This is a genomic window from Jannaschia sp. 2305UL9-9 (assembly GCF_041403465.1).
GTDB lineage: Bacteria > Pseudomonadota > Alphaproteobacteria > Rhodobacterales > Rhodobacteraceae > Jannaschia.
In genome coordinates this window covers 485,104-498,082 of record NZ_JBGEHM010000001.1, presented here as the reverse complement: position 1 = coordinate 498,082, position 12,979 = coordinate 485,104, and the positions used below count along the sequence as shown (strand labels likewise).

The following is a 12,979-nucleotide window of genomic DNA, read 5'->3' as shown; positions in this document are numbered from 1 at the left end:
CCGCGCCTATCTGTCGGCCATGACACACTCCCCCACACCGACCCGCGCCGCCGCACTCGACCGTCTGGCCGGTTTCGCCCCCCGCTCCGGCCGCGCCTATGCATCTGGCCGCAACGCGGATCTGCCCGGCCATCCACACGTCAGCGGCCTGTCCCCCTATCTGCGCCACCGCACGGTGACGGAGGCCGAGGTGGTGCGCGCCGTTCTCGACCGCCATGCCCCCGCGACGGCCGAAAAGTTCCTGTCGGAGGTGATGTGGCGCAGCTACTTCAAGGGATGGCTGGAACGGCGTCCGCAAATTTGGGCCGACTACCGTGCCGGCGTCACGGCCGGTCGCAATCGGTTGGCCGTCGAATCCGGCTTGCGCGCCGCGTGGGAGGACGCCTGCGAAGGCCGCACCGGCATCGCGCCCTTCGACCATTGGGCGCGGGAACTGGTGAGTACCGGATATCTGCACAACCATGCGCGGATGTGGTTCGCCTCGATCTGGATGCACACCCTGCGCCTGCCTTGGGAATTGGGGGCGGACTTCTTCCTGCGGCATCTTCTGGACGGCGACCCGGCGTCCAATACGCTGTCTTGGCGATGGGTTGGCGGCCTGCATACGCGGGGCAAGGTGTATCGTGCGCGTGCATCGAACATCGCGAAATATACCGATGGCCGATGGGACGCGTCGACCCTTGGCCATCAACTCGCACGCGAGGATCAGGTCACGCCATTGGACGGGCCCGCCCATCCGGCGCCCGATCCCGTGCCCGTGGATGCGGAGTGGCAGCACGATCTGACCACGGGTCTTCTGTTGACCGAAGATGACCTGCACCCTGATTTCCTGCTGGCGCGTGGTCTGCGCCCCACGGCGGCCGCGGTCCTCGTGGCACCGTCCGAAAGGTCGCCGCTTGCGGTGTCGAGCCGGGTGCAGGGCTTTACACGCGATCTTGCGCAGGATGCTGCGGATCGCGTCGCGGACACATGCCCCTGCGCGCCCGTGACGAACGACCCGGACGCGGTCGTTGCCTGGGCCGAAACGGCGGGCCTTCAACAGCTGGTCGTGCCCTATACGCCGGTCGGGCCTGCCCGTGATGCCGTTGCCCGCATCCGCACGTCGCTGAGCATTCCTGTCGTGGAGCTGTTGCGCGCATGGGACGCGGCGGCATGGCCCCACACGACCGCGGGCTTCTTCAAGATCAAGGCGCGGATGTCACAGATATTCGAGGCGATCCCCCAAGATGTTGGGTCGCGGCCCTAGTGGCTTCACAGGTTTGCCGAACTGCGCTATGGTTCCCGCAAGGCAGGTCCGATCAACGAACCGCCATGGCAGTATCAGAGCACGGGGCGCAGGACAGTGCGACAGGCATTCCAAAGGGCAGGTGCGCCCAAAACCACCATTCGTCTTCTTACGTCCGCCGGTGCCTTGGCACTGCTTGCGGCCTGTCAGCCGGGCGGAACCTTCGGCGGCGGCGGGGGCAGCGATGCCACCCGCGGCTCGGGTCTGGGGACCAGCGTCCAGCTGATCGAACGCGACATCGAGGCGCCCGAGGTCTTTCAGGCCAACGACCGCGCCTTGTGGGACGGTCGGCCAAGTCTTGGCGGCGTCTGGGTCGCCGCCCCCGATGTGCGCGACCCGGAACGCGTGATCATCCGGAATGAGGCCAACGGAAAATTCGTCATCGGCGCCCTTTTCAAGCGGGAACGTGGAAACCCCGGCCCTGCCCTGCAATTGTCGTCCGACGCGGCAGCGGCACTGGGCATCATCGCCGGTGCGCCAACGACCATCGATGTCGTTGCCCTGCGCCGCGAAGAGGTGCCGGACCCCGCCGCGGCCCCCACGGTCAGCGCACCCGACGCCGTCGCCGATGCACAGCCCCCCGTCGCGGAAGACCGGATCATCCAGGCCTCTGCCGCGCCCGAGACCCCGGCGCAGCCCGAGGCCGCCGCTGCCGTCCCGGAGAGGACCGCCGCGGCTTCGATCGCATCGCAATCGCCCGAAACCGACGATTTCGAGACGGCCGCAGCGGACGCCGCATCGCCGCAGGAGTCGGCGCCAAAGCGGCAGAACTGGTTCCAGCGGACCTTTGGCAAGCGCAACGCAGATCCCGCCCCGCTGCCGACGCCGGCCTCCCTCGATGGGGACGCAGATATCGAGATGGCCAGCACCGCCGCACCGTCGTCCGTATCCGCCACTTCGCTGGACGCGCCGCGCGTGGCCGCGACGCCTGCTCGTGGCGCGGTGCCGCGCACCGGCTCGCTGGACCGCGCCTACATCCAGATCGGCATCTTCTCGGTCGAGCAGAACGCACGGGACACGGCCACGTCCCTGTCCAACGCGGGCGTCCTGCCGACCGTGTTGGAACAGGAAAGCCGCGGGCGCACGTTCTGGCGCGTGATCGTCGGTCCGTCGATGACCGCGTCGGACCGGGCGGCGGTTCTCCGCAAGGCAAAGTCGCTCGGCTTTACCGACGCCTATGCAGTCTCGGGCTAAGGTCCTATATCGGGGGAAATTCCCTCACGGAGAAGCTGCCACATGCTCCGCACCACTCTCGCGATCCTGACGATGACCTGCGCCCCCCTCTGGGCGCAGGAGTTCCAGACACAGGCCGGTTCGGCCATCGTCGTCGATCACAATACCGGTCAGGTCCTGCTGTCCAAGAACGCCGATGTGCCGTTGCCGCCTGCGTCGATGTCCAAGTTGATGACCCTGAACATGACGTTCGAGGCATTGCGTGACGGTCGACTGTCGCTGGACACCACCTTGCCCGTATCGACGGCGGCCGCGGCCTATGGCGGGTCGACGATGTTCCTCGACAGCCGTGATCGCGTTTCGGTCGAAGACCTGATCCGTGGCATCGTCGTCCTGTCCGGCAACGATGCCACCGCCGTTCTGGCCGAAGCCCTTTCGCCCGATGGGACCGAGGATGGGTTCGCCGCGATGATGACCGACCGCGCGCGCGAGTTGGGCATGATGAACAGCGTGTTTCGCAACTCCAACGGGTGGCCCGAGCCGGGTCACGTCATGTCGATGCGCGACCTGTCCATTCTGGCCGAGCGTCTGATCACCGAATTCCCGGAGTACTACGACTACTTCGATGAGCGGGAGTTCGCGTTCGACGGCCGCTCTCCTTCCAACAGGTTCAACCGCAACCCCTTGCTGCGGCTCGGCATCGGCGCCGACGGCCTGAAGACGGGCCATACGCAGGAGGCGGGCTATGGTCTGGTCGGCAGCGCCGTGCAGGGCGATCGCCGCGTGACCTTCGTGATTTCCGGCCTCGAGACCGAGGCGGCCCGCGCCGAAGAATCGGAGCGGATCGTGAATTGGTCATTCCGCCAGTTCGCCGAGGAAACGATGCTGGACGACCCGACCGAGGCGGTGATGCAGGCCGACGTTTTCATGGGCGAAGTTCCCTCCGTCGACCTTGTCCCGGCCGAAGGGGTGACGCTTCTTCTGCCCGTCACGGGCCGCGAGGCGGTGACCGGCACGATCACCTACGAAGGTCCGCTGCAGGCACCGATCGCCGCCGGGGATCGGCTTGGCACGCTGACGCTTGCGCATCCCGGTATCCCGTCGGTTGATGTTCCGCTTGTCGCGGGTCGGGATGTGCCGCGCGCGGGACCATGGCGGCGCATTCAGATCGCCGGGGCCGAGGTGGCCGAGACCGTTCTGGGCAGCGCATTGGCCCGGTTCGAGTGATCGCATGCCCCGAAGGCCGGGCCGCTTGGTCCGGTCCGATCAGGGCGGGCGATGCGGACAGGCTGCGGCACGCGGTACCAATGACGCACATGCCGGACGACAGCGGCGCAGGGCATCTTTCCCGGTGGCACAGGCCCTGTTAGGGGACGGCATGTTCATCTCGTTCGAAGGCATCGACGGCTGCGGCAAGTCCACACAGTCCAGACACCTGGCAGAGCGTCTGGGTAGCCGGGGCCAGCCCGTCGTCTGGACGCGGGAGCCGGGCGGCAGCCCCGGCGCCGAGGAGATTCGTCGCCTTCTGGTCGAAGGCGCGCCCGGTCGTTGGTCCGCCGAAACGGAACTGCTGCTGTTCACCGCCGCGCGCCGCGACCACCTCGAACGCCTGATCGATCCGGCCTTGGCGCGGGGGGATTGGGTGATCACCGATCGCTTTGCCGACAGCACCCGTGTCTATCAGGGCGCGACGCGCGGCGATCTGCGGGCCACGGTAGACCGCCTGCACAGCCTGATGATCGGGCGGGAACCGGACCTGACCCTCGTTCTGGATGTCGACCCCGAGGCCGCGCTGTCGCGTGGTCTGGCCCGCAGATCGGGTGAGGACCGGTTCGAGGATTTCGGCCTGCCGTTTCAACACAAGCTGCGCGCCGGTTTCCGGGCGCTTGCCCGGGATCTGCCGGGTCGGGTCCACCTGATCGATGGCAGTGGCACGCCCGAGGACGTCGCCGCGCGCGTCGATGCCATCCTTGCGGTACACGGGGCCGAGGCATGAGCGACGACCTGCCCGAAGCCGACCGCGCAGGTGACGCCCCGCACCCGCGCGACACACCTCAGCTGTTCGGACAGGAGGCGGCCGAGGCGGCCTTCCTTGACGCGTGGACGACGGGGCGGATGCATCACGGCTGGTTGCTGACCGGGCCGCGCGGGGTCGGCAAGGCGACGCTGGCTTGGCGTATCGCACGGTTTCTGCTGACCGATCCGTCGGCACAGGCCACGACCCTCGACCCGACGCCGGATCACCCTGCCCTGCGCCAGATTGGGGCCCTGTCCGCGCCGGGCCTGATGCTGTTGCGCCGTCCGTGGGACGAGAAGGCGAAACGCCTGTCGACGCAGATCACGGTGGACGAGGTGCGTCGGCTTGGCGGGTTCTTTTCCATGTCCGCCGGCGGGCGCCGCGTCGTGATCGTCGATGCCGCAGACGACCTGAACCCGAATGCCGCCAACGCCATCCTCAAGCTGTTGGAGGAACCGCCGGCCCGCACGACCCTGTTGCTGATCGCGCATCAGCCCGCGCGCCTGTTGCCCACCATCCGGTCCCGGTGCCGGGTTCTGCGGCTGACCGGCCTGGACCCCGATGCCCTGACCGCCGCCGTCGAGCAGGCGGGCGGTCAGGCGGATCCCACCCGACTGGCGCTGGCCGAAGGATCCGTGGGCGCGGCCCTTGCCCTCGCCACCGGGGGGGCGGAGATCTATGGGCGGCTGCTCGATCTGTTCACGCGCGCCCAGATGGATCGTGGTGCGGCGCGCGGTCTTGCGGATGCCTGCGCGGGCAAGGCCGGTGCCGAACGCCTGCAACAGACGCTGGATGCCATCGACCGATTGCTGCACCGCGCCGCGCGCGCGGGTCTGCTGGGCCCCCCGGCCGATGCCCCGACCCCCGAGGCGGAGGTGCTGGGCCGTCTGGCCCCCCATGATCGGGCGGCGCGGGCCTGGGCCGCGCTGGCACAGGATATCGGCGATCGGGCGGGCCACGCCCGGGCCGTCAACGTCGATGCCGCTGCGATCGTGTGGGATGCACTGGCCCGCATCGACGCGCAGGCCCGCGCAGTCTGAGGCGCGTGCCTCTGTCCCTTGCCCCGCGCGGCGTCAGGGCCTAGGTCGCGCATCATGGAACCGATGATCACAGACAGCCACTGCCACCTCGACTTTCCGCAGTTCGAGGGTGAATTGCCCGACCTGCTGAGCCGCGCGAATGCGGCAGGCGTCCACCGGATGGTGACGATCTGCACCAAGTTGCGGCAGACCCCGACGGTGCGCGCCCTTGCCGACGCCCATGCCCCGGTGTTCTGGGCGGCCGGCACGCACCCGATGTCCGCCGCGGATGAACCGATGGCGACAGTCGAGCAGCTTGTGGACCTTGCGCGGCATCCCAAGATGGTCGGCATCGGCGAAACGGGCCTCGACTATCACTACACTGCCGACAGCAAGGCGGTGCAGCAGGAAAGCCTGCGCATTCATATCGAGGCGTGCCGCCAAACCGGCCTGCCGTTGATCATCCATTCACGTGACGCCGACGACGACATGGCCCGCATCCTGACCGAGGAGCATCGCGCAGGACCCTATACCTGCGTCATGCATTGCTTCTCGTCCGGTCCGGCGCTGGCCAAAGCTGCGCTCGACCTCGGGTTCTACCTCTCGATGTCGGGCATCGCCGCCTTCCCGCGCAGTCAGGAGGTCAGGGACATCTTCGCCGGTGCGCCGCTGGACCGGGTGCTGGTGGAGACGGATGCCCCCTATCTTGCCCCGCCGCCGCATCGTGGCAAACGCAACGAGCCTTCCTTCGTGGCCCACGCCGCGCGCAAGGGCGCCGACGTGTTCGGCATCGACTACGCCGATTTTGCCGCCGCGACAGAAGCGAATTTCGAGCGGCTGTTCAGCAAGGCAGCATCCTGGACAGATGATGCCGCCGCAACGCCTTAGGGCACGGGCGAAGCATACCCAGCCTATCGCAGCGGATCGGGCGGCAGCTTGCGTCCCTCGCGTTCTTCCATCTGGGCCAGACAGGCGGCAAGGCTTCGATCCGGATGCGGCTCGAACCGTTCGGACAAGGCATCGAGCGATGCGATCCGGTCGAGGCGGAACATGCGGAAGTCCTCTCGCTTTTCGCACCATCCAACCAAGGTCCAGGTCCGCCCCCAGAACCAAAGGCCCAAAGGGTGCACGCGTCTTTCTGTCGTGATGCCAGCGGCATCGACATACCCCATGCTGACCACGCGGCCTTCGCGGATCTGCCGGTCTAGGTCATCCAGCCGCGTGCGATCGACGGTGGCCATTCCGGTCTGAAGGGCCGCGATCCGGGCGAGCGTATCGTCGACGTCCTCTGGGCGCGGCAAGATCGCCTCGATCTTGGACAGGGCATCGCGCGCGCCCCGCGCCATCTTCGGCCCGCCCCAGGCAACCACCATGCGCGCGCCGAGCGCGAGGGCGCCGACCTCTTCCTGCGTGAACATCAACGGCGGCAGGTCGAAACCTGCGCGCATGATGTATCCGACGCCCGCCGCGCCCTCGATCGGCACACCGGACGCCATCAGATCGGCGATGTCGCGATAGACGGTCCGCTCGGAGACCTCCATCTCCTCGGCCAGCCGCGCCGCCGTCCACAGCTTGCCACCGCGCATCACCTGCACGAGGCGGAACAGACGGTCGGCGCGGCGCATGCCGTCAGACCCGGAACAGGCTGAGCGAATTACCGTCGGGGTCGGTGGCATAGAAGAACCGACCGAAGGGGATGGTGATCACCTCGCCCAGAACCTTGCCGCCTGCCGTCCAGACCCGCTCCATCACTTGGGTCAGATCGTCGGTCACCAGCAGGCTGACCGTCGGGCCGCGACCGTCGCCTGCCGGTTTGCCCTCGTAGATGTGTCCCGAAACACCGGCCCCGCCGGCATAGGGAAAGACGGCGGCCATGTTCGGGCCCATCTGTTCCGCCTTCATGGTCACGCCCAGCACCGCCTCGTAGAAGGCCTGCCCCCGCGCGAGGTCGGTCACGGGAATCTCTGCCCAGACGACGGCATTCGGGGCGGCTGCGGCATCGGGCTCGGGGGCGAAATCATGGCTCTCGGTCATCTCGGCTCTCCTGTGACGGCCCCGGACGTCGGGGCGATGGAGAGGTGATCGCACAGCCCTCCTGACAGCATCCTGTCAGGAGGATGTCAGGCAGCCACGGTTTCTTCCAGCCCACCTTCGCGACGGATGAAGGCCACGATCTCCTCCACTCCGGTGCCCTGGCGCAGGGCGGCCATGACGAAGGGACGCCCGGCGCGCGCGACCTCCAGATCGCTGCGGGCAAGATCGAGGTCGACACCGACATGCGGGGCAAGATCCGTCTTGTTGATCACCAGCAGGTCCGATCGGGTCACACCCGGTCCGCGTTTGCGGGGAATGTCCTGTCCGGCTGCGGTGTCGATCAGGTAGATCGTCAGATCGGCAAGTTCGGGGCTGAAGGTGGCGGCAAGGTTGTCGCCGCCGCTTTCGATCAGGATGACATCAAGATCCGGATGCTGACCGCGCAGATCCGCGATGGCGGCCAGATTGATGCTGGCGTCTTCACGTATCGCGGTGTGGGGGCAACCACCGGTTTCCACGCCGCGAATGCGATCGGCGGGCAAGGCCTGCGCACGCAACAGGAATTCCGCATCCTCCCGCGTGTAGATGTCATTGGTGATCACCGCGATCGACAGGTCGCGCGACAGGGCACGGGCCAGGCATTCCGTCAGCGTCGTCTTGCCTGCCCCGACCGGGCCGCCGATCCCGACGCGAAGGGGTCCATTGGGCGAAGTCATTCGGCGTCCTCCTCGGCAAACACGTCCAGCGCGGCATTCAGGCCATTGATCGCAGAAGGCATGCCACCATACAGGGCCATCTGCCAGATGACGGCCCCGATCTCCTCCCGGCTGAGACCGGATTTCCGGGCACCCGCGATATTCACCTTCAGCTGCGGTATCGTGCCCTGCGCCGTCAGCACGGCGATGGTGGCGATGTAGCGGTCGCGCAGGGGCAGTGTTTCATCGGCGTAATGCCGTCCGTAGGCCCAGTCGACCACGCCTTCGGCGAGGCCGGGGACCAGATGGCCATAACGGGCGCGCAGGGCATCCTCCATTCCCGGATTGACCTGTTCGGACAGGGCCTTGCCGGCCTCGTAGGTGGTCATGTGCGAAAGATCCTCGGTTGCAGGGTTTCATGCGCCATAGCGTCAAGGTCCGGCAGGATGGCCGCGTTGCCTGGGGGATCGACGGGGTGTCTCGCGGCGACCTCGGCAATGACCGTGTGCAGGGCGCGCAGCACGGCCTGCGCCTCGGTCTGGCCCAGCGGCAGGAACCGCGTGGCGGCAGAGACGATCTGCCCCGCGAAGGATTGCAGATATAGGGTCACGACCAGTTCGGCATCCATCCCCCGCGCGCGCACACCAAGTGCCACAGGCAATGGCAAGTCGGCGAGCGGTGCGTCCCCCATGCCGGTCGTCACCTCGCAGAATGCGGCGCCCATGGCGTGCGTTTCCTCCCACCGCTCCGCGCATCCTGCGCGGGCATGGATCAAATCGCGCATCTCGTCCGCATCGGCGCCGCCCATCGTCTGCCGGATGACCCAGGCATCCAGCGCACCGGTTCCATGGCGCAGGACGGTTTCAGCCCATGCCTTGCATCCGGCGGCGTCCCGCACGCGACCACTGGCCATCGCAGCCTCCAGCCCGTGGGAATAGGCGTACCCCGACACCGGAAAGGCCGGTGACAACCATTGCGTCAGTCGCAGAATATCAGTGGTCATGGCCGTGATCGTGCCCCATCGTGCGCCCGTGCCCATACGCCCCGCCTTCGGGGCGGAAAGGCCGCGTATCCGGCGTGACCTTTGCGCCCAGACCTTCCAGCATGCCGCGCAGAACATGATCGTCCCGAATGATCAGATGATCGTCCTCGATCTGACAGGGTGTGTGCCGGTTGCCGATGTGCCATGCCAGCCGGGGCAGATTGCCTTCGACCACCAGAACCGGCTCCGCCGCCGCCTCCAGCGCGATCTCCGTCCCGTCGGACAGGCGCAGCCCGGCAAAATGGCTGAGGTCCGTCAGCTCGGCAAGGTCGAGCATCACGGCCCTGCCCCCGTCGGTGATCAGACGTTTGCGACGAACCAGCCGCGCATCGTAGTCCAGCCGGATGCTGTCGGCAGCGTGGTGGAGGTGATCGAGGAGGATAACGGCTGGCGGCTCAAGTATTTCGGACATCTCGTTTCTCTCGTGATTGGGGTGGCGGCACCGGACATGGGACGGGTCGCAAGATGACGGACCACCCGGCAATGCCCCTTGCGCACCGGATACGGCGGCCGCAGTGTGATCGGCGTCGGCGCGGCGTCCGTTGATCGCAACGCCGCCGTCGCCCCCGCCTCGTGGCGACCCTACGGGCACTGCCACTGGGCGTTCTGCGCGCGCCTTCGACGGTCGCAGGTCGTGGGGCAACTTTTCAAAACATGAAATACCGCTGAGCCATGGGTAGCTCGCTCGCCGGCTCGCAAGTCAGAAGTTCGCCGTTGGCCCGCACCTCGTAGGTTTCCGGATCGACTTCAACGTCGGGCGTCAAGTCATTCAGAACCATGTCTTTCTTGCCGATCCCACGCGTGCCCTTCACGGCCACGAGGGATTTGGCGAGGCCGAGCTGATCCTCGATACCGTCTTCGACCGCGGCGGCGCTTGTAAAGATGACGGCGCCCTTCTCGACCGAGCGGCCATAGCTGCCCCACATGGGGCGGGAATAGACGGGTTGCGGCGTCGGGATGGAGGCGTTGGGGTCGCCCATCTGCGCCATGGCGATTGTGCCGCCGACCAGAACCATCTCGGGCTTCACGCCGAAGAACGCGGGGTTCCACATCACGAGGTCCGCGCGTTTGCCCACCTCGATGCTGCCGATCTCGGTCGAGATGCCGTGCGCGATTGCCGGGTTGATCGTGTATTTCGCGATGTAGCGGCGGACGCGGATGTTGTCGTTGTCGCCCGTCTCCTCAGCCAGGCGGCCGCGCTGACGCTTCATCTTGTCGGCGGTCTGCCACGTGCGGATCAGAACCTCGCCCACGCGGCCCATCGCCTGGCTGTCCGACGCGATGATGCTGAACGCGCCCATGTCGTGCAGGATATCCTCGGCGGCGATCGTCTCCTTACGGATGCGCGACTCGGCGAAGGCGACATCCTCGGGGATGGATTTGTCGAGATGGTGACACACCATCAGCATGTCGAGGTGCTCTTCCAACGTGTTGACCGTATAGGGCCGTGTCGGGTTGGTGGACGACGGGATGACGTGGTCCAACCCGCAGACCTTGATGATGTCGGGCGCATGCCCACCGCCCGCGCCCTCGGTGTGGAAGGCGTGGATGGTGCGGCCCTTCATGGCGGCGACCGTGTTCTCGACGAAGCCGCTTTCGTTCAGCGTGTCGGTGTGGATCATCACCTGCACGTCCATGTCGTCGGCGACGGTCAGACAGGTGTCGATCGCCTCGGGCGTGGTGCCCCAATCCTCGTGCAGTTTCATCGCACAGGCACCGGCGCGGACCATTTCCTCCAACGGGGCCTTGCGCGAGGCGTTGCCCTTGCCCGACAGCGCGAGGTTGACCGGAAAGGCGTCCATCGCCTGCAACATGCGCCCGATGTGCCAAGGCCCCGGCGTGCAGGTCGTGGCCAGCGTACCGTGGGCGGGGCCGGTGCCGCCGCCGAGGAACGTCGTCACGCCAGAGTGCAGGCCGTCCTCCATCTGCTGCGGACAGATGAAGTGGATGTGGCTGTCGAAACCGCCCGCCGTCAGGATGCGCCCTTCACCCGCGATGGCCTCCGTCCCCGGTCCGATAATGATATCGACGCCCGGTTGCGTATCGGGGTTCCCCGCCTTGCCGATGGCCGCGATGCGCCCGTCACGCAGGCCGACGTCCGCCTTGTAGATGCCGGTGTGGTCCACGATCAGGGCGTTGGTGATGACGGTGTCCATCGCGCCCTCGGCGCGGGTGCGCTGCGACTGGCCCATGCCGTCGCGGATGACCTTGCCGCCGCCGAACTTGACCTCTTCGCCATAGGTGGTGTGATCCCGTTCCACCTCGATGAACAGTTCGGTATCGGCAAGGCGGACGCGGTCACCGGTGGTGGGGCCATACATGTCGGCATAGCTGCGGCGGGACAGGGTGGCAGGCATCGTCGGCTCCGGCTCTTGAATTCGAGCCCCAGTCAGACCCTGCACGGGCAGGATTGTCAAAGCCCCGCCGAGCGGATCGCGCCTGTTTGCCTATAACTTCAGCAGGGTATGAACGCGTGGCAATCACCTATGCGCCACACGGTGATGGCGCCCCTATGCGATCTTGCGCTTGGTCAGACGCATGGCGTTCGCGCGCGTTGTCTTGCCGATCGGCGTCAGGGCAAGGCCGTAGGCCTGCAACGGGGTCTTGCCCGCGATCATCGCGGCAGAGGCCGCGGCCCCGGCCCGCGCGAATGCCTTCTGCTTTTCCGAAACCATGCGGGATGTTTCACCTGCGTCCGAGGGCAGCACCCCCGCCATGCCCAGCATCCGAAGGCCGATCACGGTATTCGCCTCGACCATCATCTGTGCGGTGCGCATCTGCAGGTGAAACAGTTCGAGCATTATTCCAGGTCTCCGTTCACGACACCGTTGAACCCGAACACACGCCGATCGCCCGAAAGGGGAACGAGGTGCACGCGGCGTGTCTGCCCCGGTTCGAACCGGACTGCGGTGCCTGCAGCTATGTCCAACCGCTGACCGCGCGCTTTGTTCCGATCAAACGACAAAGCGCCATTCGTTTCGGCGAAATGATAATGGCTGCCGACCTGAACGGGCCTGTCGCCGGTGTTCGACACCTCGAGGGTCGTGACCTCGGCATCGGCGTTCAGCGTGATATCACCTGCCGCGGGCAGGACCTCTCCGGGGATCATATGGTTTCTCCAGGATGCATGATGCGTGACCAGAAACGTTTACCGAACAGGCCGACAAGTGCGCCCAAGGCCAGAAGGAAGGCAGAGCTGTCGATGCCCAGAACCGCGCAGACGACAGCCGCGGCCATCAGGATGACCAGCAGGGCGGCAAGGTCGAATTCGTGATCCGAGATCCCCATCCTGCCAAGCCAGATCGATTCGGCCCAGCTTTTCAACGCGCGCTCGACGCGAGGAACGGCCATGCCGGTCAGGATGCCGATGACGAGGTTCAGAAGGATCATGCCGCCTGCTCCGCCGGGCGGATGGGGTGATGAACCGTCACCAGCTTGGTGCCATCGGGAAACGTCGCCTCGACCTGGACGTCGTGGATCATGTCCGGAATGCCATCCATGCATTGATCGGCGCGCACCACATGCGCGGCCGCCTGCATCAGGTCCGAGACGGAGCGGCCATCGCGGGCGCCTTCGACGACGTAGTCCGTGATCAGCGCGATCGCCTCGGGATGGTTCAGCTTCACGCCGCGTTCGAGCCGGTTGCGGGCCACCATCGCAGCGAGGCTGACCAACAGCTTGTCCTTTTCACGGGGGGTCAGGTTCATGGGCGCG

General features: G+C 66.7%; 17 protein-coding genes. 6 read left to right on the top strand and 11 right to left on the bottom strand.

Annotation, left to right across the window (positions count from 1 at the left end):
* Positions 1–19 precede the first annotated feature (19 nt).
* The 6 genes from V6N07_RS02480 (at position 20) to V6N07_RS02455 (ending at position 6,382) form a co-directional block, all read left to right on the top strand.
* Complete coding sequence (locus V6N07_RS02480) at positions 20–1,246, top strand: FAD-binding domain-containing protein (protein WP_371153771.1); 1,227 nt, start codon at positions 20–22, stop codon at positions 1,244–1,246.
* Positions 1,247–1,411: 165 nt separating this feature from the next.
* Positions 1,412–2,479, top strand: coding sequence for an SPOR domain-containing protein (locus V6N07_RS02475; RefSeq protein WP_371153769.1), 1,068 nt, complete (start codon positions 1,412–1,414; stop codon positions 2,477–2,479).
* A 42-nt stretch (positions 2,480–2,521) separates the two neighbouring features.
* On the top strand, positions 2,522–3,685 hold the full coding sequence (locus V6N07_RS02470; RefSeq protein WP_371153768.1) for a D-alanyl-D-alanine carboxypeptidase family protein: 1,164 nt from the start codon (positions 2,522–2,524) through the stop codon (positions 3,683–3,685).
* Between the two features lie 151 nt (positions 3,686–3,836).
* Positions 3,837–4,454, top strand: coding sequence for a dTMP kinase (gene tmk, locus V6N07_RS02465; RefSeq protein WP_371153767.1), 618 nt, complete (start codon positions 3,837–3,839; stop codon positions 4,452–4,454).
* Positions 4,451–5,515 carry a DNA polymerase III subunit delta' gene (locus V6N07_RS02460; protein ID WP_371153766.1) on the top strand — a complete coding sequence of 355 codons (1,065 nt, stop codon included), beginning with the start codon at positions 4,451–4,453 and terminating at the stop codon, positions 5,513–5,515. Before tmk ends, V6N07_RS02460 begins: the two co-directional genes overlap by 4 nt.
* Positions 5,516–5,569: 54 nt before the next feature.
* A complete protein-coding gene (locus V6N07_RS02455) occupies positions 5,570–6,382 on the top strand; it encodes a TatD family hydrolase (protein WP_371153765.1) in 813 nt (270 codons plus the stop codon).
* 23 nt (positions 6,383–6,405) lie between these two features.
* Here the strand turns inward: V6N07_RS02455 and V6N07_RS02450 are convergent, their stop codons facing one another.
* From V6N07_RS02450 to V6N07_RS02400, 11 genes are all read right to left on the bottom strand, one after another.
* Positions 6,406–7,119: a helix-turn-helix transcriptional regulator gene (locus V6N07_RS02450; protein WP_371153764.1), complete on the bottom strand. Its 714-nt coding sequence runs from the start codon at positions 7,117–7,119 to the stop codon at positions 6,406–6,408.
* Positions 7,120–7,123: 4 nt separating this feature from the next.
* Positions 7,124–7,528 carry a VOC family protein gene (locus tag V6N07_RS02445; protein ID WP_371153763.1) on the bottom strand — a complete coding sequence of 135 codons (405 nt, stop codon included), beginning with the start codon at positions 7,526–7,528 and terminating at the stop codon, positions 7,124–7,126.
* Between the two features lie 86 nt (positions 7,529–7,614).
* Positions 7,615–8,244, bottom strand: a complete 630-nt coding sequence (ureG, locus tag V6N07_RS02440; protein WP_371153761.1) for an urease accessory protein UreG — start codon at positions 8,242–8,244, stop codon at positions 7,615–7,617.
* Entirely contained in the window at positions 8,241–8,612 is a 372-nt protein-coding gene (locus V6N07_RS02435; protein ID WP_371153759.1) for a carboxymuconolactone decarboxylase family protein, read from the bottom strand. The genes ureG and V6N07_RS02435 overlap by 4 nt, the downstream gene beginning before the upstream one ends.
* Entirely contained in the window at positions 8,609–9,226 is a 618-nt protein-coding gene (locus V6N07_RS02430; RefSeq protein WP_371153757.1) for an urease accessory protein UreF, read from the bottom strand. The genes V6N07_RS02435 and V6N07_RS02430 overlap by 4 nt, the downstream gene beginning before the upstream one ends.
* Entirely contained in the window at positions 9,216–9,677 is a 462-nt protein-coding gene (locus tag V6N07_RS02425; RefSeq protein ID WP_371153755.1) for an urease accessory protein UreE, read from the bottom strand. The genes V6N07_RS02430 and V6N07_RS02425 overlap by 11 nt, the downstream gene beginning before the upstream one ends.
* A 235-nt stretch (positions 9,678–9,912) precedes the next feature.
* Positions 9,913–11,622 (bottom strand): urease subunit alpha, encoded by a 1,710-nt coding sequence (ureC, locus tag V6N07_RS02420; protein WP_371153754.1) that lies wholly within the window; start codon positions 11,620–11,622, stop codon positions 9,913–9,915.
* 153 nt (positions 11,623–11,775) lie between these two features.
* Complete coding sequence (locus tag V6N07_RS02415) at positions 11,776–12,066, bottom strand: antifreeze protein (protein ID WP_371153753.1); 291 nt, start codon at positions 12,064–12,066, stop codon at positions 11,776–11,778.
* Entirely contained in the window at positions 12,066–12,374 is a 309-nt protein-coding gene (locus tag V6N07_RS02410; RefSeq protein WP_371153751.1) for an urease subunit beta, read from the bottom strand. Before V6N07_RS02410 ends, V6N07_RS02415 begins: the two co-directional genes overlap by 1 nt.
* The gene (locus tag V6N07_RS02405) at positions 12,371–12,655 is read right to left on the bottom strand and encodes a hypothetical protein (RefSeq protein WP_371153748.1); all 285 of its coding nucleotides are present in this window, start codon (positions 12,653–12,655) and stop codon (positions 12,371–12,373) included. Before V6N07_RS02405 ends, V6N07_RS02410 begins: the two co-directional genes overlap by 4 nt.
* Positions 12,652–12,972 (bottom strand): urease subunit gamma, encoded by a 321-nt coding sequence (locus V6N07_RS02400; RefSeq protein WP_371153746.1) that lies wholly within the window; start codon positions 12,970–12,972, stop codon positions 12,652–12,654. The genes V6N07_RS02405 and V6N07_RS02400 overlap by 4 nt, the downstream gene beginning before the upstream one ends.
* Positions 12,973–12,979: the final 7 nt, after the last annotated feature.

Excerpts from the sequence above, each read along its gene's own strand:
- V6N07_RS02415 (WP_371153753.1), bottom strand. The coding sequence starts at position 12,066 with ATGCTCGAACTGTTTCACCTGCAGATGCGCACCGCACAGATGATGGTC.
- V6N07_RS02425 (WP_371153755.1), bottom strand. The coding sequence starts at position 9,677 with ATGTCCGAAATACTTGAGCCGCCAGCCGTTATCCTCCTCGATCACCTC.
- V6N07_RS02405 (WP_371153748.1), bottom strand. The coding sequence starts at position 12,655 with ATGATCCTTCTGAACCTCGTCATCGGCATCCTGACCGGCATGGCCGTT.
- V6N07_RS02400 (WP_371153746.1), bottom strand. The coding sequence starts at position 12,972 with ATGAACCTGACCCCCCGTGAAAAGGACAAGCTGTTGGTCAGCCTCGCT.
- V6N07_RS02410 (WP_371153751.1), bottom strand. The coding sequence starts at position 12,374 with ATGATCCCCGGAGAGGTCCTGCCCGCGGCAGGTGATATCACGCTGAAC.
- V6N07_RS02480 (WP_371153771.1), top strand. The coding sequence starts at position 20 with ATGACACACTCCCCCACACCGACCCGCGCCGCCGCACTCGACCGTCTG.
- ureC (WP_371153754.1), bottom strand. The coding sequence starts at position 11,622 with ATGCCTGCCACCCTGTCCCGCCGCAGCTATGCCGACATGTATGGCCCC.
- V6N07_RS02450 (WP_371153764.1), bottom strand. The coding sequence starts at position 7,119 with ATGCGCCGCGCCGACCGTCTGTTCCGCCTCGTGCAGGTGATGCGCGGT.
- V6N07_RS02470 (WP_371153768.1), top strand. The coding sequence starts at position 2,522 with ATGCTCCGCACCACTCTCGCGATCCTGACGATGACCTGCGCCCCCCTC.
- V6N07_RS02430 (WP_371153757.1), bottom strand. The coding sequence starts at position 9,226 with ATGACCACTGATATTCTGCGACTGACGCAATGGTTGTCACCGGCCTTT.
- tmk (WP_371153767.1), top strand. The coding sequence starts at position 3,837 with ATGTTCATCTCGTTCGAAGGCATCGACGGCTGCGGCAAGTCCACACAG.
- V6N07_RS02435 (WP_371153759.1), bottom strand. The coding sequence starts at position 8,612 with ATGACCACCTACGAGGCCGGCAAGGCCCTGTCCGAACAGGTCAATCCG.
- V6N07_RS02460 (WP_371153766.1), top strand. The coding sequence starts at position 4,451 with ATGAGCGACGACCTGCCCGAAGCCGACCGCGCAGGTGACGCCCCGCAC.
- ureG (WP_371153761.1), bottom strand. The coding sequence starts at position 8,244 with ATGACTTCGCCCAATGGACCCCTTCGCGTCGGGATCGGCGGCCCGGTC.
- V6N07_RS02455 (WP_371153765.1), top strand. The coding sequence starts at position 5,570 with ATGGAACCGATGATCACAGACAGCCACTGCCACCTCGACTTTCCGCAG.
- V6N07_RS02445 (WP_371153763.1), bottom strand. The coding sequence starts at position 7,528 with ATGACCGAGAGCCATGATTTCGCCCCCGAGCCCGATGCCGCAGCCGCC.